The 21,754-nt window shown below is 36.7% G+C and carries 21 protein-coding genes; 10 read left to right on the forward strand and 11 right to left on the reverse strand.

Features of this window, described 5'->3' with window-relative positions; genetic code table 11:
* Nucleotides 1-127: 127 nt before the first annotated feature.
* The 3 genes from dctA to smpB form a co-directional block, all read right to left on the reverse strand.
* Entirely contained in the window at nt 128-1,384 is a 1,257-nt protein-coding gene (gene dctA, locus ACZ5V8_RS04855) for a C4-dicarboxylate transporter DctA (RefSeq protein ID WP_464218580.1), read from the reverse strand.
* Between the two features lie 93 nt (nt 1,385-1,477).
* A complete protein-coding gene (gene ttcA, locus ACZ5V8_RS04860) occupies nt 1,478-2,263 on the reverse strand; it encodes a tRNA 2-thiocytidine(32) synthetase TtcA (protein WP_464218581.1) in 786 nt (261 codons plus the stop codon).
* Nucleotides 2,264-2,268: 5 nt separating this feature from the next.
* The gene (gene smpB, locus ACZ5V8_RS04865; protein WP_464218582.1) at nt 2,269-2,760 is read right to left on the reverse strand and encodes an SsrA-binding protein SmpB; all 492 of its coding nucleotides are present in this window, start codon (nt 2,758-2,760) and stop codon (nt 2,269-2,271) included.
* Nucleotides 2,761-2,834: 74 nt separating this feature from the next.
* Here smpB and ACZ5V8_RS04870 point away from each other — a divergent pair, with 74 nt between their 5' ends.
* The 10 genes from ACZ5V8_RS04870 (at nt 2,835) to ACZ5V8_RS04915 (ending at nt 14,589) form a co-directional block, all read left to right on the forward strand.
* The gene (locus ACZ5V8_RS04870; RefSeq protein ID WP_440615500.1) at nt 2,835-3,278 is read left to right on the forward strand and encodes a type II toxin-antitoxin system RatA family toxin; all 444 of its coding nucleotides are present in this window, start codon (nt 2,835-2,837) and stop codon (nt 3,276-3,278) included.
* Complete coding sequence (locus tag ACZ5V8_RS04875; RefSeq protein ID WP_464218583.1) at nt 3,275-3,577, forward strand: RnfH family protein; 303 nt, start codon at nt 3,275-3,277, stop codon at nt 3,575-3,577. The genes ACZ5V8_RS04870 and ACZ5V8_RS04875 overlap by 4 nt, the downstream gene beginning before the upstream one ends.
* 12 nt (nt 3,578-3,589) lie before the next feature.
* On the forward strand, nt 3,590-3,736 hold the full coding sequence (locus tag ACZ5V8_RS04880) for a hypothetical protein (protein WP_464218584.1): 147 nt from the start codon (nt 3,590-3,592) through the stop codon (nt 3,734-3,736).
* Nucleotides 3,723-4,772 carry a PDDEXK nuclease domain-containing protein gene (locus ACZ5V8_RS04885; protein WP_464218585.1) on the forward strand — a complete coding sequence of 350 codons (1,050 nt, stop codon included), beginning with the start codon at nt 3,723-3,725 and terminating at the stop codon, nt 4,770-4,772. The genes ACZ5V8_RS04880 and ACZ5V8_RS04885 overlap by 14 nt, the downstream gene beginning before the upstream one ends.
* A gap of 381 nt (nt 4,773-5,153) precedes the next feature.
* The gene (locus ACZ5V8_RS04890) at nt 5,154-7,514 is read left to right on the forward strand and encodes an N-6 DNA methylase (protein ID WP_464218586.1); all 2,361 of its coding nucleotides are present in this window, start codon (nt 5,154-5,156) and stop codon (nt 7,512-7,514) included.
* A gap of 15 nt (nt 7,515-7,529) precedes the next feature.
* A complete protein-coding gene (locus ACZ5V8_RS04895; protein ID WP_464218587.1) occupies nt 7,530-8,876 on the forward strand; it encodes a restriction endonuclease subunit S in 1,347 nt (448 codons plus the stop codon).
* Entirely contained in the window at nt 8,863-10,833 is a 1,971-nt protein-coding gene (locus ACZ5V8_RS04900; protein ID WP_464218588.1) for an AAA family ATPase, read from the forward strand. Before ACZ5V8_RS04895 ends, ACZ5V8_RS04900 begins: the two co-directional genes overlap by 14 nt.
* A 71-nt stretch (nt 10,834-10,904) precedes the next feature.
* Entirely contained in the window at nt 10,905-11,327 is a 423-nt protein-coding gene (locus ACZ5V8_RS04905; protein ID WP_464218589.1) for a PaaI family thioesterase, read from the forward strand.
* A 1-nt stretch (nt 11,328) separates the two neighbouring features.
* Complete coding sequence (mnmC, locus tag ACZ5V8_RS04910) at nt 11,329-13,326, forward strand: bifunctional tRNA (5-methylaminomethyl-2-thiouridine)(34)-methyltransferase MnmC2/FAD-dependent 5-carboxymethylaminomethyl-2-thiouridine(34) oxidoreductase MnmC1 (RefSeq protein ID WP_464218590.1); 1,998 nt, start codon at nt 11,329-11,331, stop codon at nt 13,324-13,326.
* 51 nt (nt 13,327-13,377) lie between these two features.
* Nucleotides 13,378-14,589, forward strand: coding sequence for an MFS transporter (locus ACZ5V8_RS04915; protein WP_464218591.1), 1,212 nt, complete (start codon nt 13,378-13,380; stop codon nt 14,587-14,589).
* Here ACZ5V8_RS04915 and ACZ5V8_RS04920 read toward each other — a convergent pair.
* The 8 genes from ACZ5V8_RS04920 to ACZ5V8_RS04955 form a co-directional block, all read right to left on the reverse strand.
* On the reverse strand, nt 14,586-15,800 hold the full coding sequence (locus ACZ5V8_RS04920) for a multidrug effflux MFS transporter (protein ID WP_440615493.1): 1,215 nt from the start codon (nt 15,798-15,800) through the stop codon (nt 14,586-14,588). The genes ACZ5V8_RS04915 and ACZ5V8_RS04920 overlap by 4 nt on opposite strands.
* A gap of 13 nt (nt 15,801-15,813) precedes the next feature.
* Entirely contained in the window at nt 15,814-16,983 is a 1,170-nt protein-coding gene (gene bamB / locus ACZ5V8_RS04925; RefSeq protein ID WP_464218592.1) for an outer membrane protein assembly factor BamB, read from the reverse strand.
* Nucleotides 16,984-17,006: 23 nt separating this feature from the next.
* The gene (locus tag ACZ5V8_RS04930; RefSeq protein ID WP_464218593.1) at nt 17,007-17,654 is read right to left on the reverse strand and encodes a YfgM family protein; all 648 of its coding nucleotides are present in this window, start codon (nt 17,652-17,654) and stop codon (nt 17,007-17,009) included.
* A gap of 113 nt (nt 17,655-17,767) precedes the next feature.
* On the reverse strand, nt 17,768-18,529 hold the full coding sequence (locus ACZ5V8_RS04935) for a TatD family hydrolase (RefSeq protein ID WP_464218594.1): 762 nt from the start codon (nt 18,527-18,529) through the stop codon (nt 17,768-17,770).
* A gap of 538 nt (nt 18,530-19,067) precedes the next feature.
* Nucleotides 19,068-19,328, reverse strand: a complete 261-nt coding sequence (locus ACZ5V8_RS04940; protein ID WP_440615489.1) for a BolA family protein — start codon at nt 19,326-19,328, stop codon at nt 19,068-19,070.
* Between the two features lie 4 nt (nt 19,329-19,332).
* Complete coding sequence (locus ACZ5V8_RS04945; protein ID WP_464218595.1) at nt 19,333-19,953, reverse strand: 5-formyltetrahydrofolate cyclo-ligase; 621 nt, start codon at nt 19,951-19,953, stop codon at nt 19,333-19,335.
* Nucleotides 19,934-20,392 (reverse strand): protein-export chaperone SecB, encoded by a 459-nt coding sequence (gene secB, locus ACZ5V8_RS04950; protein WP_440615487.1) that lies wholly within the window; start codon nt 20,390-20,392, stop codon nt 19,934-19,936. The genes ACZ5V8_RS04945 and secB overlap by 20 nt, the downstream gene beginning before the upstream one ends.
* 381 nt (nt 20,393-20,773) lie before the next feature.
* Nucleotides 20,774-21,661, reverse strand: a complete 888-nt coding sequence (locus ACZ5V8_RS04955; RefSeq protein WP_464218596.1) for an NAD(+) kinase — start codon at nt 21,659-21,661, stop codon at nt 20,774-20,776.
* Nucleotides 21,662-21,754: the final 93 nt, after the last annotated feature.

Below are 21,754 nucleotides of genomic sequence, written 5' to 3' on the forward strand. Positions count from 1 at the left end.
ATGTATATTGTGGTTTTATAAAATGAACGATGGTTCAGTATAAAGTAAAACTATTTGTTGTGCTAGCTAGATTCGGATGAATTTTGTAGTGAAATTGTAATAACACTCTTGTAATAAATGTTAAAGATTACGTTGTCTTTTGTAAATGCTTTGCCATGACGGATAAATCTAATTTCTTTTGCCATTTGGCGATAATAAGAGTAGCAACAGTATTGCCAATCATATTGGTAATTGCACGTCCTTCAGACATAAAACGATCAATGCCCAGAATAATAACAATGCCAGCGACAGGCACTGTACCAACCGCAGCTAATGTACTTGCTAAGATCACAAAGCCGCTGCCGGTGACACCTGCTGCATCCTTAGAGCTAATAAGCATCACCCCAAGCATAAACAGTTGTTGCTCGAGTGTTAATGGAACATCTAATGCTTGGGCAATAAAAATAGCCGCTAAAGAAAGGTAAATAGCTGTTCCATCTAAATTAAAGGAGTACCCAGTGGGGATAACAAGCCCAACAACACTTTTATCACAACCTAATTTCCCAAGCTTTTCAATCAAGTTAGGCAGAACGGTTTCTGATGATGAAGTACCAAGGACGATCAGAATTTCTGTTTTTATATAGCGAATCACACTAAATATACTAATCTTGCAATAGATGCGTAAGATTAAACCAAGAATGACGACAAGAAAGATAATACACGTTAGATAAAAACAAAGCAGTAAGCCAATAAGACCGGCTAATGTATGAAGTCCATATTTGCCGATTGTAAATGCCATTGCCGCACATGCGGCAAGTGGTGCATAGTACATAATGCTATGGATGATCTTGAAAAATACTTTAGACAAGTGCTGGATGCCTTCTAATATTGGTTGACCTTTTTCACCATACATTAACAACCCTGTGGCGAATAAAATGGCAACAAATAAGACTTGTAAAATCTCACCATCACTAAATGCACTGACAAAAGTGTGGGGGATAATATTTAAAATAAAACCAGATATACTATCCATTTGTTCAGCCTTACCGATATAGGCTGATGCTGCGTGCATATCTAATGTATTGGCATTAATATGCATCCCTGAACCCATTGGGATAAGGTTCGCAACAATTAAGCCAATAGTTAATGCTAAGGTTGTGGTAATCAGAAAGTAAATGAGTGCAGCGCCGCCTATTTTGCCAACCGATTTCAAGCTTTTCATAGCTGCAATACCTGAAACGATGGTCAAAAATATAATCGGTGCGATTAAAACTTTAATTAATTTGATGAAAATATCGGCAAATGGCTTTAAACTCACGGCAAATTGAGGAGACAATGCGCCTAAAATAATGCCGATAATAATCCCTAAAATAACTTGTGCATACAGGTGTTTAAATAAACGCATAGCTTTTTCCAGTTACTGCAACTTAATGTAATAAATTGTATCAGTTGGTAGCGGAAGTCAACTTAATTTTTTTATTGTAATTTTGTCGTTTTATTAAGCGGTGGTAGCATCGATGCGATGTTGATCACATTCACGAATATCAAATAGCTCTTGATCATATAAATGAGTTGGTACGACATTGCTAAGCGAGGCAAAAATGTTTTGAGGAATGATTGGGTTTTGCTTAGCCAAATCATGAATAAGTGCTTTAACCTGTTGGCGTTTTAGATTTTCCTGTGTGCCGCATAGGTTGCATGGAATGATGGGAAAGCTTTGTTCTTTAGCAAAGCGTGCAATATCACGCTCTTGGCAGTAAATCATGGGTCTGATCACCACGTTTTTTTTGTCTTCAGTTAATAGCTTGGCAGGCATTGACTTAATCTTGCCTTGATAAAACATCGACATTAATGCCGACTCAATCACATCATCTTTATGATGCCCCAACATAATCTTATCAACGTTGTTATCGCGCGCAAAGCGATAAATATTACCACGACGTAGGCGCGAGCATAACGAGCAATAGGTTTTATTTTCAGGTATTTTATCAACAACAACAGAGTAAGTATCACGCTTTTCGATAATATAGTTGATATGATGATTGTCAAGATATTGTCTTAATCCGGCGTCATCCCAACCCGGTTGGGTTTGATCTAAGGTGTAAACGATCAAATCAAGGTCGTAAGTACCATTAGTTACCAAGTCATGTATCACTTTAACCAGTGTGAAAGAGTCCTTGCCACCGGATAAGCAAATCATCACCTTGTCACCTTTTTTTAGCATCTTATAATCGGCAATTGCTTTGGTAATATAGAAATGAAGTTTCTTTTCTGTTTGCGTCATGGTGGTTATAGGCTCTTTTTGAATAAACGCTCTTTTTCACGTTTCCAATCATGTTCTTTAGAGGCTTGACGTTTATCATGCAATTGCTTGCCTTTAGCAATTGCGATCTCAATTTTGACACGAGAACCTTTCCAGTACATAGCAAGTGGCACAATGGTATAGCCTTTGATATCAACTTTACCTAAGAGCTTATTGATTTCTCTACGGTGTAATAACAATTTGCGTGTGCCTGCAGGAACAGGTACGACATGCGTGGATGCGGAATGTAAAGGGGTAATGAGTGCATTAAAAAGCCAAGCTTCATTATTCTTAACATGAATGTGACTATCGGTTAGTTGCACGCGTCCAGCACGAATGCTTTTGATTTCCCAACCTTGAAGCACAATACCGGCTTCAAAGCGCTCTTCAATCAAATATTCATGAAAAGCTTTTTTATTTTTGGCAATGGTACTATTGGTTGCCGTTGACTTCGATTTTGTATTTTTTGTCTTTGCCATTGTTTTGCAAAATAGTGCATAAGCGTTACAATAGCCAAGATTCTAACATGAACTTATGACATAAGAGAAACACTATGACAACAATTCATCGAACAGCATTGGTTGAGTACAGTGCTAAAGAGATGTATGACCTTGTAAATGATATTGATAAATATCCTGAGTTTTTACCCATGTGCCAAGCAGTAGAGGTGCATATGCATACTGAAACAGAAGCCGAAGCGACACTTAAAATTGCCAAAGGCGGTGTCAAAATTGATTTTGGTACACACAATGACATGATCTCAGGCAAAGAGATTAAAATCCGATTAATTAAAGGCCCTTTTAAGCGTTTACTGGGTGTGTGGCATTTTATTCCTCTAAATGATAAAGCCTGTAAAGTAACACTTGATTTAGAGTTTGAATTTTCTTCTAAAGTCATGGCATTAGCATTAGGTGTTGTCTTTAATACACTGGCTAATACAATGCTTGATGCCTTTTGTAAGCGTGCTAAAACAGTGTATGGAGCAGAAGCTGTATGAAAGTAGAAGTTGTGTATGCCAATCCCCAAGAGCAAAAACTATATCAAATTGAGTGTGATGAAAATAGTTCTGTCCAAGATGTGATTATACAAAGTGGTGTATTGAGTGATTTCCCAGAGATTGATTTATCAACACAAACAGTCGGTATTTATAGTGAAATTGTTGCACTTGATCATATGGTAAATCCGGATGATCGCATTGAAATCTATCGAGCGCTTACAATTGACCCTAAAGATGCCAGAAGAATTCGCGCGGAAGAGAAACGTAAAAAAGATGGCTTGAAGTTGTTTGGGGCTTAAAAGAGAGTAAAGATGGCAATTAAAAAATCTCAATTATATTCATCATTATGGGCAAGCTGTGATGAGCTACAGTTAAGCATTAAATATTTTTTTGTAGGATTATTACAAAAAATGGGTGTCGTTATAGATATTGAGAGACAAGTAGATGAGCCTTTCTAAAGATACTCAATTTGTGAGCTTGATTAATGATATTGCTATTATTATTGAAAGCAGTAGGCAACAAGTACGCCAAACAGTTAATCATGCCATGGTTCAAAGCTATTGGGAGATTGGTCGGCTAATAGTTGAGCATGAGCAAAACGGAGAAAGTCGAGCCGCTTATGGTAAGCAGCAGTTACAGTTACTTTCCAAAGAACTTACCAAACGCTTGGGGAAGGGGTTTGATGCAGGTAACTTACGTAATATGCGCCAATTTTATATTACTTTTCCAATTCGCTACGCAGTGCGTAGTGAATTGAGTTGGACACATTATCGTATTCTTATGCGCATAGATAGTTTGGTTGCTCGCGAGTGGTATTTGCAAGAAGCAATTATGCACAACTGGAGTGCCCGAGCATTAGAACGCCAGATTAGTAAGTTATATTATGAGCGATTATTATCAAGCAAAGACAAAAAACTGGTGGAATCAGAAGCTCAGAAAGCAACAAAACCTCTGGTTGAAAACGCCAAAGACTTTTTGCGAGATCCTTATATTTTAGATTTTCTTAACCTTCAAGACAAAACCTATCAAGAAAGTGACCTTGAAGAAGCTATTATTAGTAATTTACAACAATTCTTATTGGAGTTAGGTAAAGGCTTTGCATTTGTAGAACGTCAGCAACGTATTCGCTTTGAAGATGAAGATTTTTATATTGATTTGGTGTTTTACAACTTTAAGCTTAAATGCTTTTTATTGGTTGATTTAAAGCTAGGTAAACTTAAGCATCAAGATATTGGACAGATGGATACTTATGTGCGTTTGTATGATGAACAGAAGAAAAGCCAAGACGACAACCCAACGATTGGTTTAGTGTTGTGCAGTGAAAAAAGTGAAGCAGTTGTTAAATACTCAATATTATCAGATCAAAAGCAGTTATTTGCCGCAAAATATTTGCCTTACCTACCTACTGAGGAAGAGCTGATAAGAGAACTTGAGCGTGAGCGGACACAAGCACTGATAAAGCTCAATCAGCTTAAAGGTGACAAAAATGTATGAGCAGCAAGGTCATATGGCAAAGTATTGCTAGAAGCACTTTCAGATGACTTAACGTTACTTCATGTTCAAGGGTTTAGTTGAAGTAATTTAAATCGAATGCGCCAATTTTATATGTCATATCCAAATTGTGCGACATCGTCGCACAATTAACCAAAATGAGACGCATTGCGTCTCGAATTATATTAATACGCCTAGGCGTATTGAAAACGCAAGACATTGATATTTGTGAGAAGCTTTCTCACAAATTGAGCTGGTTACATTATATTGAGTGATTGAATATCAATGAATGCAATGTCTCAAGGAGAATTTAGATAGTCAGTAGATGGTAGATGTAGTAATATTTTACAAGGATCCAATGAAATATCATATCGATTAATGGCAATGAAAGTTGAATATAATTCAGAAGGCAAAATTTTTGCACCTTTAGCAAATAATGGTAGAGGTAAATGGCTGGAAGCTAAACCCGAAGAAAAGGTAAGACAACAGTTTATTTGTAATCTGGTAAATGACTATGGTTATTCACTTAAACAAATGAAACAGGAAGTAAAATTGACTAAATCAAAAAGAGGGACAGGACGAGCCAGTGCTGACTTAGTGGTTTGGGTAGATGAAGAAGCTAAAAAAAACAATAGAACTGCTTTTATGGCATTAGAGTTTAAAGCTGAAAATGTCAAATTAAGTGCTCCTGATTGTTATCAAGGCTATAATTATGCTAGTTGGGCAAGAGCAAAACTATTTACGATTTCTAATGGAAAAGAAGTTCAAGTATATAAAGTGGTTGAAACTGAATTACCCTTGAGCTTAGTGCCTGTTAGTGAAATCCCTAAAGCAGATATTATTAAAAACGAAGACTTACTCGAAAAATCATTGAATCAAACGGCAAAGTTTAAAGGTGATGAATTTGCCGATGTGTTGCGTACTTGTCACAACATTATTAGAAATAATGATAAGTTATCACCTGAAGCGGCTTTTGACGAGATAAGCAAAGTTCTATTTATCAAGATCATGTATGAAAGAAACCCAGATAATGGGGCGATTTTTTCAGAGAATCAATTTAAAAAACTGAAAAATGAGTTTGTTACAAACTTTTATACAGAGAATAAGAGCGCTATTGAGTGGAATGAAAAACATAAAAAGAAGCTTATTAGGGCGGGTCAACATGATGAAGCAGATAAAGTTCAGAAAGAAATAGATCAACTAGAAAAAGCATCTGCACCATCATATATGCAAAGCCTTTTTACAGCGGTTAAAAAAGAGTTTGAGCAAGACCATATTTTTGAAAGTAATGATGAAATCCGTATTAGAGAATCTAGCTTTGAAGAGATTGTAGTTAAGCTGCAAAAATATAATCTCACAAAAACAGGTGCGGATGTTAAAGGCATAGCTTTTGAAACCTTTTTAGGTCGAACATTTCGAGGGGAGTTAGGGCAGTTCTTTACCCCTAGAAAGGTTGTGGAATTTATGGTTGATGCTTTGGATATACAACCCAATGAACTGATTTGTGATCCTTGTGCTGGCAGTGGAGGCTTTTTAATTAGAGCATTTGACGTTGTAAGAGCTAAAATTGAAGAGCAATATATAAGGCAAAAGTTAATCAAACAAAAAGCAATATTTGGTGAGAAACTAGAAAAGATAGACGATGAAGCTCTAAATGAGAAATATAAAGCAATAGAGGCAAAGCTAAATAAAGAGCAAGAGAGTGAGATAGCAAAGCTCTCAAAAAAAGCGATATTTGGTACAGACGCAAATCCCAGAATGGCAAGAGTGTCAAAAATGAATATGATCATGCATGGCGATGGACACAATGGCATTCACCATAATGATGGCTTATTGAATGTCAATGGCATATTTAGAAACCGTTTTGATGTTATTTTAACTAATCCACCATTTGGTACTAACCTTGGTAAAGATAGTCCTAAAGTGTCAAGCGAAGATAAATACACGGACGAGGCAATGATTAAGCACTATATCGAAGAGTATGGTAAGGTGTATGAGGATGAATTAACACAAGTGACCGATAATTTTAATGCCCCCATCAGAGGACTATATCACACAGGTGAATTCTCAGGAGCTACAGAAGTATTGTTTGTTGAGCGATGTCTAGATTTGCTTAAACCAGGTGGGCGAATGGGTATTGTGCTGCCTGAAGGTGTTTTAAATAGCTCGAACTTGCAGAAGGCGCGCGAGTATTTTGAAAGCCGAGCCAAAATTTTATTGATCGTCTCATTACCACAAGATTTGTTTGTTAGCTCTGGTGCAACGGTTAAAACAAGCTTAGTGTTCTTGAAGAAATTCACAAACCAAGAGCAAAAGCTATATAACTTAGTAAAAACTCAAGCGCAAAAAGAAGTTGAAAAAGAATATGTACCAAAATTATCAGTATTAACCAATCGTATTGACGAAGAAAAAATAAGAAAAAAAGACATAACCCACTTAAGGCGCGAGCTAAAAAAGAAAAGTACCATTAACAAGGATCAATTACAAGATGATTTAAATGCGTTACTTAAAGAACAAGATATCTATAAAGCCGAGTTAAAGAAGATCAAACGGGATATTAAAGAGCTCGAGGAGCAGCAGCAAAAAGATATAATACAGCGAATTAAACAAAAATTTGACTATCAAATACCTATCGCTGAAATTGAAAAAGCAGGTGTGAGCACCACAGGGGCTGAAATTGAAAATCAATTGCCAGAGCTCTTACAAGAGTTTAGAGTTTATGCACAAGAAAATGGAATTTGGTAGAGGAATATAATAAGCATGATAAGTAATCAATTATTAAACTTTATTGATTTAACGAATTTGCAAAACTGGAGTGTTAAATATCTTTTAGGTGAACATGCTGTTTATAATAATGATTTTAAGTTAGTAAAGATACGGCAGTTGCTTACAAGGAATAAAACCGTAGAAATAATTAAAGATGATAAAATATATAAAAGAGTTACTATAAAATTAAATAATGGTGGCGTTTTCTTGAGAGATAAAGATCTGGGGAAAAATATAGGTACTAAAAAACAATTTATAGTTAGTGAAGGTCAGTTTTTATTATCAAAAATAGATGCAAGAAATGGTGCTTTTGGACTAGTTACTAAAGAACTTCAGAATGCTATTGTTACTAGTGATTTTCCTGTGTTTGATGTTATGTCATTGATTGATTCTAATTTTTTAGTATTAGTGACGACAACAACTCAATTTGTTAATTTTATAAAAAGTTGTAGCAGTGGAACCACTAATAGGCAAAGGGTTGATATTGATCTCTTTTTGAATCAAAAAATACCATTGCCACCACTGAAACTACAGAGGGTAATGGTGCAGTCTTATAATGATAAATTAGAATTAGCTAAGCGATTAGACAGTAGAGCAAGCAACTTAGAAAAAAAAATAGAAAACTATCTATATGTTAAATTAGGAATATTCAAGCCGAAAAAAGAAAGTCTTAGAAAAAATTTGCTTACATTTGTAAAGTATCAAAACTTTAATGGTGATTGGAGCAGTCAAATATTAAATAACAAGACTCTATGCAATAAATATGAACTTATAAAATTGAAGGAAATTTGTGATATTAGTAGTGGAGGCACCCCTAGCAGAAGTAAGAGTGAGTATTATAATGGTGAAATCCCATGGGTAAAAACTGGAGAGTTAATGGAGCAAGTAGTGTTTTCTACTGAGGAAAATATAACAAGCTTAGGGTTAGAAAATAGTAGTGCTAAATTATATCCAATAGGTAGTATAGTTATAGCTATGTACGGTGCTACTATTGGAAAAACAGCAAAATTAGGTGTCGAAGCAACCACTAATCAAGCATGTGCGGTAATTTATAATGTAAAGAGTGAGTTAATATATGATGATTATTTATGGTTTTATTTGCAGCTACGGAAAAAAGACTTAAAGTCTATGGCTTTTGGTAGCGCTCAGCCAAACTTAAATGCAGGCATGATTGCAAATTATGAAATACCATTGCCATCTCTTAAAACACAAAAACATATTGCTCACCGTATTAGAAATGTAAAAGCATACATTCAAAGATTAAAACAACAAGCACAAGATTATAGAGAATCTGCCATAAAGGATTTTGAAGCGGAGATTTTTACAAATGATACTCACTAGACTTAAAATTAAAGGCTATAAAAATGTAGATATTGATATTAGTAATGATCAAGGCATCTTAACGTTTATTGGCTTAAATGGTAGTGGCAAAAGCAATATATTAGAAGCACTTAGCTATATCTTTAAAGATTTTTATATCAGTGGTATTAACAGCTTCAAGCAAAAAGCCAAAAAAATAGCGTTTGATTTTGTTGTGGAGTATGAGTTTGATAGCAATAAATTTCGGATTAAAAAGAAGGGTGAAGATATAGATTCGAATCTTCACGATATCAGTTCGTTGCCCAAAAAAATTATATCTATTTATAGTGGTGAAGAGGAAAGATTGAATGAGGGTTGTTATCAGCAAGTATTTAGAGGTTTTAAGAATAACATAAAAAACGGGGTTATTAGTAACGCTTTGGATATGTTAATGCTAAATAAAGAGCATTGGGGCATCTCATTATTGTCATTACTATTATCAAATGATAATCAGGGTTTTATTCATGACGTTTTAGGGATAAAGCACGTCAATCAAATTAAATTTTCTTTTAATAATAAAAGGTATAAAACCTTTGATTACAGCACAACAAAGGCCTTTATTGATCTCATTGATTACAAAGAGCAATATAGTTTAGAGGAACTCAAAGCATTACTAAAAGAGTATTACAATGAAATAGATATTTATAATTACCTCTATAATGCGCTGATATCAAATATGATTGCGGATATACAGATAGTTTTTAATGCCGATAATCTTACATTAAATGATTTAAGTGAGGGAGAAAAGAAGCTGTTGCTATTGAAAGCAGCCTTTGAGTTTGCAGCGCAAGAAGATAGCTTATTTTTACTTGATGAGCCTGATGCACATATTCATTTAGACAGAAAGCAACAGCTGATTGAATTAATTGATAAATACAAGCACAACCGTCAAATTATATTAACAACACATTCCCCGACGTTAACGCAATGCATTAAAAGCATGGGTAATTGCGACCAATCTTTGCATATATTAAAAAATGGTAAAACTATTAATTCATCAATGGTAAAAGACATCGATTATTTGGTTGGTGAGTTTTGGAGCGCTCAGCAGCAAACTGTTTTTTTATCGAGTGAAAAAAAGATGATTTTGTTGGTTGAGGGGAAGCATGATAAGGAGCATATTTTAAATGCTTGGCAGTATTATAAAAATGACTATCAAGGATTAGACTTTGATGTATTTGACATTGGTGGAGAGTCTAATTTAACACCTATGCTTATTGGACTAAGAGAAGCCAAGATAAATAATAAAAAATATATAGCCATCTTTGATAATGACGAAGCTGGAAGGAGTAATTTTACTAAGAAAAAATATAAGAAGGTTGATAAAAGTGATTATGCTACTTTGAACCCAAATGGAGTTGATAAAGGAGCTTCTAATAACTTTATTGGTTTATTATTGCCCAAAAAATCAGGATATAATCATGATGATTTTACCATTGAAAACATGTTTGATTGTGACAGATATAAAGAAGCTTATATCAAAGCTGTAAATGAGCAAAAATATGAAGGTTTCTCTATTGATGCAATATCTAAAAATGTAACAAACAATGCTAAAAGAAACCTTAGCCAAATGAGTAAATCATTTCAAAAAGATGATTTTATGCATTTTAAAAAGTTATTTGATATTTTGCAGGAAATTAATACGCTGGATGCTGACGTAAAAACGAACAAAGAAATGACCAAAAATCCAAGAGAACCAATTGATATAAAGGACAATAAAAACGATCAGTTAATAACGGTCTATGTTAATAGCAAGCCTCGCAATCGAGAAAGAGTTAGGGTTGAAGCTATATTTGACAAAGGAAGAGGTAAAATAAAATTGGATGACGAGGAGTGGTATTCACCATCTACGGCGGCTTACAACATCGGGTTTAAGTCTTCAAATGGTTGGACTTTATGGAAAGATGGTGATGGTAACCCCATCGATAAATATCGATAGTAAATGTACCCGTACATTGTATAAGCGACTATAGACTTTTGAAAATTAGAAACTAAACGTTGGAGAAAAACATGAGCATTTGGAAAACACCCGTAACACTAGAACAAATGAATGAGCGCGGAGCTGATTTATTCTCTGATACTTTAGGTATTCGTTTTACGGAAATTGGTGATGATTATTTATTGGCAGAAATGCCTTTGCAGAAAAAACACAAGCAACCCTTAGGGATTATGAATGGCGGGGTTTCTTGTGGTATTGCTGAAACCGTCGGTAGTACTGCTGCGAATTATGCCGTTGATCTGACAAAGCAGTATTGTGTTGGATTGGATATTAATACTAATCATATTCGTCCGGCAACAGAAGGTGTGCTAACGGCTAAAGCCTATGCACATCATATTGGACGGACAACCCATGTATGGGCAATTGAAATTATTGATGAAAAGGGTCGTTTGATATCGATCAATCGTTTAACGATGGCTGTCAAGGATCGATAAATTGCAATATGCAAAACTTAAATGGCAAGACACAGGAGAGCCATTTTCGGATGAGTTTGCTGATGTTTATTTCTCAAGGCACAATGGACTTGCCGAGAGTGAATATGTGTTTTTAGCAGGTAATCAACTACAAAAACGGTTTGAAAAGCTTGATCAAGATACGCATTTTGTGATTGCTGAAACGGGTTTTGGTACGGGATTAAACTTTTTAGCAACCTTAAAGCTTTGGGCGCAATACGCACCGGGAACTGCTAAATTAAGCTTTATCAGTTGTGAGAAATATCCATTAACTTATAGTGATTTAGAGAAAGCATTATCGATATGGCACGAGATCAAACCTCAAGCTGATCAATTACTTCAGGTTTATCCAACGAGTTTTTACAGTGGCTCAACATCTCTAAATATTTCAGAAAATGTTCATTTAACTCTATTGGTTGATGATGCAGCTAAGATGTTAGCAGCAATTGATCTTAGTATTGACGCTTGGTTTTTAGATGGTTTTGCGCCGACTAAAAACCCTGATATGTGGTCGGATGATTTATTTAAAGAGATCTATCGTTTAAGTTATGGGCAGACGACTTTATCAACCTTCACCGCAGCGGGTTTTGTGAAGCGTGCATTGGAGACTCAAGGTTTTGAAATCAGAAAACAAAAAGGCTTTGGCCATAAACGTGAAATGATTTGTGCTGTTGTTAAAGACACACAAAAATTAGCAAAAACTAAAATTAAACCGTATTTTGCCAAGCCGCAATGGACTCTTAACAAAACTCATAAAATTGCAATTATCGGTGCTGGTATGGCAGGATGCGCGTTAACCTATGAACTAAGTCAAATGGGTTTTGAGGTGGATTTATTTGATCAATGTGATGATATTGCCCAGGGTGCATCTGGCAACCCTTATGGCATACTGAAGCCTTACATGACTGCTGATGGTAATATCTCTGATAGCTTTCATACTCAAGGGTTTGTGCATACCAGAGATTACATTCTTAAACATAAAAGCGAGATTGATTTTAATGAATGTGGTGCTTTGGAGTTATTGAGTGATAATAAAACACGACAACGTTTTGACAATATTATCAAAAAGCGCGCCTCTCTTGAGGATTTGTTACAAATCGTGGATAGAGAAACAGCCTCGAAAATAGCAGGCTGTGATGTTTCATCAACTTGCGCTTATTATCCAACGGCAATGATGGTTAATCCTTATTCGTTATGTCAGAGTCTTATTCGTAATAGCAAAAATAGAAAAAATAGCAAAAGTGTGAATTTGTTTTTATTGCATCGTTTAGATGCGTTTATTAGATTAGGTAATACTTGGCAGTTGAGCTTCACTGATAACAAAAATAATCAAAAAATATTAGCATATGATGTGGTGGTTTTTGCGGGTAACGCTTCGCTTATAAAAGATCTTGAGGCATTTAAACATATAGAGATTTATCCTTCATACGGACAAATCACCCAAGTGCAAAAGGTATTAAATAATAAAACAATCCTGATGGATAAAGGTTATATTTTGCCAAGTGTTGATGGCAAGCAACTACTAGGCGCTACATTTCGTGATAACGATGATTTAATTGCTGAAGTGCGCAATAGTGATGATCATATTAATTTAATGCAAATAAACAATATCATTGGTAGTCAAACAAATGCGCAAATTAGCGCACAACGCGTATCCCTACGATGTGTAACGTCTGATCATGTGCCGATGGTTGGCGCAGTTGCTGATAACGTCAATTTTATTGAGCAGTATTATCAACGTTTACAAAAGGGCGTTGTTTTAAAGGCGATGCCTCAAGCAGAGTATCTATCAGGACTTTACTTATTAACAGGCTTCGGCTCAAAAGGATTATGTTCAATGATATATGGCGCTAAACTATTAAGTCAGTTAATGGTTAATGGGCATCAAGCTTCAGTACTAAATCAATTAATAGAAGGGCTTCACCCATTGAGATTTAACGTTAGAAAGTTGAAAAAGAAAGCTGCTTTTTTTGAAATTTAATCTATACTAATGTCTGACAATATAATGACAAAAAATGGATACTAAAAGACCATGGAAATAAAGAAACCGTCAATAGTCACCAGACCCAGCAAACTAATATTAATCATTCTATTTATTGCTGCAGGATTTGTCTTAGCCTATCCGCAAGCGATGATGGATATTTATTTGCCGGTGTTGCCATTTTTGGATAAAGCATTAAATACCTCAAGAGAAATGGTACAGTATACGGTGGCACTATTTCTGTTGGGTAGTGCGATTTCACAACTTATTTCAGGGGTGTTATCTGATCGTTTTGGACGTGTACGCATCTTAATTTTAGGCTTGCTGATTACCATGCTAGGCAGTGCAGTGTGCCATGTTGAACATACGATAGAATGGATGCTCGTTGGACGTGTTTTACAAGGTATAGGTTCTGGTATGGCTGCGGTTTTAGCGCGTGTCATTGTCGCTGATTCTTTTCAGGGCAAGGCTTTCTCAAAAATCTATGCCTTATTGATTGCTTTTTCAGTATTTACCGTGTCAATTTCTCCAGTGATCTCGGGTTACTTAATGCAATATCAGGGATGGCATAGTGTCGTTAGTTTTATGTTTTGGTATGCTTTGATGATTGCATTAATCGTAGGTTTTGGTTTGATTGTTGGTAGAAACACCATTAAATCAAATACTTCACATATAAAAATAAATATCGCTCAAGTACTAAAAATTATGTTTAATCTACGTTTTTTATGTGCGACTTTAGTGATGTTTTTTGTGTATGGTGTCGTTGCAAGTGTGCTTTTAACCTATCCTTATATTTTTGTTCAAGAATACAATATGCCAGTTGCTGCTTTTGGTTGGGTTGTTGCGCTGGTTATATTATGCATGCTGATTGGTGCATGGTTAAATGGTATGCTTCTTAAGAAGTGCGCGATGATGACGTTGGTAAAAGCGGCATTGATTGTTATGTTTATCAGTATGGTGGGTGTGACGTTATCATCCAATACCAGTACCTATATTACAGATATTATTTGCTTATCGGCTTTTTGGCTTGTCTATCTGTGGGTTTACCCCAATATGATGGCAATTGCTACATCGGTTTATCCAGAGTATAAAGGCACATCAATCGCGATATTTAGCTTCATTCAAATTATTGGCGGATTTGTATTTACTGCACTAGGCGCTTGGCATATTTTGGATACGGTTTATGAGCTTGGTGTAACGGGCATGGTTGGAGTTGTTTTGGCTTTGATTTGTTTTGTCATTGTTGAGCGTCTACCACGCTAGTTTTTTGGTTCAGCCTGCCTTAGCCAAAGCATATAAATGATCAAAATCACAATACTTAAGCTAGATAGAAAGGTGAAAGCAATCGGCATTGACAGTGTATCGCTAAAGGGTAATACCGTCACAATTGCGGTGATAAGTGATGCCGCACCCATTTGAAAAAAGCCCATCATTGCAGAAGCAGAGCCTGCGGTTAGGGTAAAAGGAGCAAGTGCCTTTGCGGTAGCGATTGGAATCACAAATGATATCCCAGTAAAAAGAATGATAACAGGTGTTAATAAGCTATATAAATGCACAATGTTTAGTGACATAAAACACAAGAGCATAATTGCACCTAAAAGGCTTATCAGCATACCAATCAGTAAAATCCCATTTTGACTGATCTTATGTACCAAATAAGTGCATAATACCGAACCAATCATAAACGCCAGTACAATCCCTGCAGCAATGACGATAAACCAGATTTTGTCTAAATGTAGTATGTTGATGACAATGCCTGGCGCTTCCACCAAGCAGGCATAAACCATGCCGATATTAAGCCCCAATAAGCATAGATAAACAAAGTAGCCGCGCGCTTGATATAGCTTGAAATAGTTAGTAAGCAATTTCTTGGGACGTGTTGCACCATAGTTCTTTTGGCGCAGTGTCTCAGGAAAGAGAAAAATAACCGAAATAAGTAAAACAATTGCTAATATCAATAGCACGATAAAGTTCGTTTGCCATGAGATAAAGGTGCCAACAATCGCACCAGCTCCAGGAGCTATGGCAAAAGCTGCATTCATCTTAGCAAAAACTTTGCCTTGATCCTTTAGCGAAAAGGCATCGCGTACTGCGGCACTAGAGATAACTGCCCCTGCACATGCGCCAAAGCCTTGTAAAAAACGTGCAAAAATCAGGATGGTGATATTAGGGCTAATCAAGCAAACAATCGAACCAATTAGAAAAATAACCGCACCGATAATCATAATTGGTTTACGTCCAAATCGATCAGAAAAAGGACCATACAATATCTGACTGATAGAGTAACCCAATAGATAAAAGGTAATGGTTAATTGGACATTATGATAAGGGGTATTAAAAGCTCGAGCAATACTAGGCAAAGAGGGTGCATAGATCGTGTCACCAAAAGGACCCACTGAAATCATCAGCACCAGAATAAACAAAGAAGGGGCAATAAATGCCGCAATTTTCTGTGAAGTGTTAGCGCTAGACATTTACAATGTGTTTTTATAATTGGATAGCAGCAAGTGTGCCACGGTTGGTTTGGACAATAATCGATTTGCCCGCAGCGATAGGTGTTGCATTAATACCATCACCGCCAATTTCAACACGAGTGAGATATTTACCAGTTTCGGCATTGAAAATGTGTACATAGCCTTCGTAATCGCCCACGGCAATCATGCCATTAATATATAAAGGTGCTGATGGTTTACGCCCTTCAAGCTCAGTAGCTTGCCAGAGCTTATCACCTGTTTTGAGATTATAAGCTGTAACATCACCTTTAGTGTCAGTGGTGAAAATCGCCTTTTGCCCTAATGCTATATTGCGATAAACAGACGCTTTTTTCTGCCAGTTCATGCTACCTAGTTTTGTATTGAAACTAATCAAGTTGCCTTGGAATGTTGCTACATAAAGCGTGTCATTATGAATAAGTGGTGTGGCAGTAATATCAACCATCTGTTGCGCAGGTGATCCTGATTGTGGTAAAGCAATCGGGTTATCCCATTGTTTTTCACCCGAGGCTGTTTTTAAGCCCCATAAGCTACCAGATGAAGTGCCAACAATTACCAAACCTTGGTATACGATAGGCGAACTATTACCAATTAACATTAAATCAGGCGTGGCAATGCTTTGAGTCCATATTTGCTTACCGTCTTTGAGGTTATATGCTGAGATACTGCCGTCATGTGTTTGTGTGTAGATGACATTGTCAACAATAGTGGGCGCTGAAAATAAGCTGCTCGGTAATGCGCTTTGCCACAGTACTTTGCCAGAGCTAGTATCAACTGCCACTAATGTGCCACGTAAGCTACCGGCAACAACAATATTGCCACTAACAGCAACAGCAGAGCTTAACTGAAGCTTGGTGTCGGTTGACCATAGGCGTTTGCCTGTTGTTGCATTTACCGCTGAAATATAACCATCATAGCTTGACGTATAAATCACACCGTTTTCAATAGCAGGCGTTAACGTCAAATCGATTTGTCCATCATTGCCATTGCCAATGTTGGTATCCCAGACATACTTAGCATCTAAGTTTGATTTAAACTCAACAAGTGGTTTAGGTGGCGTGTCATTACTTTTGTTGCCACAAGCGACTAAAGCGCCACCAAATACAGCAATCAATGCCGTGCTTAGCATAATTTTCTTGGTATTTTTGATTGTTAATTTTGTCATATGTTTATCCGTTATCATTTGCTTCATTTGCTTAATGCAGCAAGATTATCGATTTTCATTTGTAATAAGCTTTTAATATTTGCTAACTCTGGCTTGTCAGCTTCAGATAGGGCGCTTTGCCAATATGTTTTGGCCTTGGCATAGTCTTTATTGGCGAAATAAGCATCACCCAATAGCATGTTGCTTGAAAGACTAAAGCCTGCCAATGTGATGCTATTAAGTGTGGCAATGGCATCAGTTATTTTGTTTTGCGCTAATTCAACGCGAGCAAGACGAAGTTTGGCAATGGCTTGCAGATTTGGATTAACACTACTATCAGCAACCTGCTTAAGGCTTGCGGCTGCTTGGTCTAATTGATTTTTTAAAACGGATTGTTTGGCGATTTCTAAACGCGCAAAGTCCGCATAAACTGATTCAGGATAAAGGTTTATAAGGTTTTGCGCTTGGTTTAAAATCGCTTCTGAATTGCTTGATGCATTATCGGCAATAAGGGCTAACTTTTGGTAAAGCTCAGCCGCTTGAACATTGTTTTCAAGCTTTCTTTTTTGCCAATATTGCCAAGCGACGATTATTATTAAAATAACGCAAATTAGTGTCACTAGCTTCGAGCCATATTTTTTCCATAAAAGTTTTACTTTATCTAACTCATTATTATCCAGTTGTTCAGCCATATCTATTGTTCGTTTTGATCAAAACATTGGGTGGCAATATATCACAAAGCTTGGTGTCACTGTAGTGGATTATTGGTGTTTGACAGATAAAAACAGCAAAATATTGAGGTTGATCAGTGACGTTGTATTCTAAATATTCTCGAATTTTGTGCTAGGGCTTGATGTATATCGTCTTTTGATAGTTTAAAAATGTCAATAAGCAGATCACGGGTTTGCAGTAGAGATAATGGTGTGTTTATTTCGTTAACACTATTTGGGATAGGCATATCAGGCGAGTCGGTTTCAAGTAAGATATTTTCAATGCCAATGCGTTTTAAAACATTGGGTAATTTGCTATTAGGGTAATGCAGAATACTGCCAACACCGAGTTTAAAACCAAGATCACAGTAGGCTTTAGCAATATTGAAGCTACCTGAGAATGCATGAATAATGCCACCATGCTTAAAATCATGATCGTTTAATGTGGCAATCACTTCATTATGTGCTTTAACACTGTGAATAATCACCGGCTTTTGTAAGTCTTGAGCAATAGCTAGTTGTTCATTAAAGAAGAATATTTGCCGATCAAAACTATCAATAAAGCGCTTATCTAAACCAATCTCACCAACCAGTGGAATATGGTGCGCTAGAAGCCAAGGTTTGAGCGTTTCAAGGTGTTCGTTCTGATGTTTTTCAACATAACATGGATGTAAGCCCAATGCTGGGGTGATTGATGGATATTGTAAACTTAAATCAATTACTCTTTGCCAGTTACTAAACGCTACAGTCGGATTAATGAAGTGAGTAATATTTTGCTCAACACAATGATCTAAAAGATTGTTGCGCATGCGATCAAAACAAGGGAAATCAAGGTGGCAATGACTATCTGTAAGCATAAAGTTAAGTGTTATTTACAAATCATGCACAATATTGTAATGCAAACACATGTTTTATTGCTATATACCCACCGCAAACCATTTTACAGAATTTCTTGCTTTGCATTTCCCACGTTTTTACCAAGTTGAGTTTTGGCAATAGTCCTAGCTATTACCTGCAACCCAACTTGTCAAAACCCTCACAAACTGCTTTGCAACTAAACACCGCAAAATGATTTACGATGGGTATAGTCAATAAGGCTTAAATGGCGCTACCTAACTTGATCGCTTTGTTATTGTTGAGTCCGGTAGTGTTTAAATTGTCTCATGCATATTTTCGTAAAAAATAAGCCGGCTATGACCATATGCCCGCCCACTTTGATTGCGTAAACGTTGGCTGAGCGTAAGTCGAAGCCTCCATGAAGTGTGATTTTCCTAAGCGTATCCACTTCGACTGATTCTCAGTGCATCGCTTCGATTTATGCTCAGGGTATGGTGAGCACTTGTGGGTGAATATTTAGTCTTAGCCAATAAGTCATATTACTCGTAAACCATTCATTTAGCTTTTATCAATCTCAATTGATAGGGCATGAATTTGGGTTTGCATGAGCTCACCTAAACAAGCATAGATTGCTTGATGTGCCTTTAATGTGCTAAGTGAAGTAAGCTGTTCACTGGCAATGCGTAATTTAAAATGCGATTTCCCTGCTTGAAACTGTTTGTGTTTTTGGTGTTTATGCGTTTCGTCAATAAGCTCTAATGTAGAGGGCGAGAACGCTTTTTCAAGCTTGTGAATGATCTCTTTATATAGTGTATTCATATAATCAGCGAATAATGCGCGTTGGTGTGATAATGGTATGCATTTTAATATCCCAATCATTCATTGCAATGGGCTTATGTTCAAATTCGTCAAATTGTTGTTCATCAAAAGCAATGCCAACAAACTCAGTATTATTAAAAGCTTTGCATAATGCTAATGAGCTATCATAAAATCCACCACCCATGCCAATGCGATTTTTATGTGAGTCAAACCCAACCAATGGCACGATAATCAGATCAAGCTCCCATGGTGCTAAAATATTTTCAGCGATAAATAATGGCTCTTTTAGGTAATATTTGTTCAGTCGTTTGTTCTTTGTTCGCTTCGCAAAAAAAAGTTGACGCTTTTTAAATGGATGTAATGCGGGATAGTAAAGCTCATGAGTTTTACCTAATATTCCATCAACCCATCGTGGTGAGATTTCCTCAGCAGATGCATAGTAGCTGGCTATTTTTTTCGGACTTGACGTTAATAAATATTCGTAATAGTCAAAAAAATTCCTGTGAAGCGCTTTAGCATATGCTGCTTTTTTTGTCTTAGGAATTGCTTGCCGTTGTCGACGTAAGGCTTCACGAGTGATATGTTGCATAGCAAGCACAAGCGTATTAGTGCTGTGTTTGCTCACCTGATTGCTGTTGTGCAAGTCTTTGCATATAAAGTGCATCAAAGTTAATTGGTGCTAGATTAATCTGTGGGAATCCACCACGATTAATTAGGCTATCAATGGTTTCTTTGGCATATGGGAATAGTGTGGTTGGGCAGAAAGCACCTAGCATTGGTGCAATTTGATCTTCTGGCATATTTTGTAATGTGAAAATGCCTGCTTGTGAAACTTCGATTAAATAAGCATTGTTGTCATTATTTTTAACGGTGACAGTTAAGCTTAATTCAACTTCATATACATCATTATCAAGCTTTGATGACGTTGTATCGACGTTAACATTAGCTTCAGGCTGCCATTGTGCTTTAAAAACGTCAGGCGTACTTGGCGCTTCAAATGAAATGTCTTTTGTGTAAATTTTTTGAACAACAAAGTTAGGTTGATCGTTTTGTGTGTTTTCCATGTTTAATCCTATTATTTTCTGTCAAATTTAAGCCGTTATTATGCCCGATCAAAGCCTAAATACCAATAGTTTTACTGGCAAACAAAGACATTGATTGTGGTGATGATTTTACTCCTGCCCACAACCCTTGTGTAAGTGTTGGCTAAGCGTAAGTCGAAGCCTTTTTAAGCATAGTAATAATTCAAAAATAAGTTGAGCTTCAATTACTCCCCTCACCCGTGCAGCTTAAGCTGCACGACCTCTCCCGCAAGGGGAGAGGTGCTAACTGACGCAACTTATTCTTGATTCATTACATGGTGTTTACAAGCGTACTCTTTGACTTACGCTCAGGGTATGAATGAGTATTTTGGGCGAATACTTAGTTGTAGCGTTGATTAGGGCTTAGGGGAAGAGCATTTTGCCCCAATGAAGTTTTGAACGTAATGAGTGAAAATAGTCATAATCAAGAGGGTGCAAAATCGTCACTGATTTTGGGCAGCGACTAAGCTTAATAGTATCTCCTGGCGAGAGTTGTAACTTCATATGTCCATCAAAACTTAAACTGGGTTCTGGATTGTTATATTCTCCAACGGTTATTTGAATATCACAATTGGCATTTAAGACAATAGGGCGGCTATTTAAGGAGTGCGAGAACATTGGCACCATGACGATCGCATCAAGCCCTGGATGCATAATAGGACCTCCTGCAGATAATGCATGCGCAGTTGAGCCGGTAGGCGTTGCAATAATCATACCGTCAGCACGTTGGTCAAAAGCGTAGCGACCATCGATGTGGACATGCATTTGGAATAAACGACTATGTTGACCTGCGGCAATAACAATATCATTTAATGCAACGGTTTTTTCAGGTGGGCAGATATCGCTTTTAATCGATGCTTGTAGCATAAAGCGTTGTTCTTGTTGATAATTCCCTTCAAGCACATCAAACAAACGTGTGCTTAATTCATCCGGATTAATATCAGTTAAAAAGCCCAGTTTACCACGGTTAATCCCGACAATGGGAATGCTGCTTAGTAGAGATAAGCTTCTTGCAGCATTTAAAAAATTACCGTCCCCGCCAACGACTACTGCCACATCGCAGTGTTTGGCAATGGCTTTTAAGTCATAACCTTCACCAAAGCGATGATCTAAGCTCTCTGCCGTCTCAGATTCAAGATAAATGCGTGCCGAGTGCTCAATCAATGTATGTGCTAGATATTCAACAGTCTCAGAAACCGCTGGATTATCATGCGTGCCAATGATGGCGATTTTCTTAAAAATAAAACCCATGCTGTATAGATTGTCCTTAATTTTTTAAACCATAAAATTTTCAAAAACCACTTTACAACATAAGCGTCGCATAATGATTTACAACATATTGTT

This window comes from Cysteiniphilum sp. GTC20157, assembly GCF_055396795.1.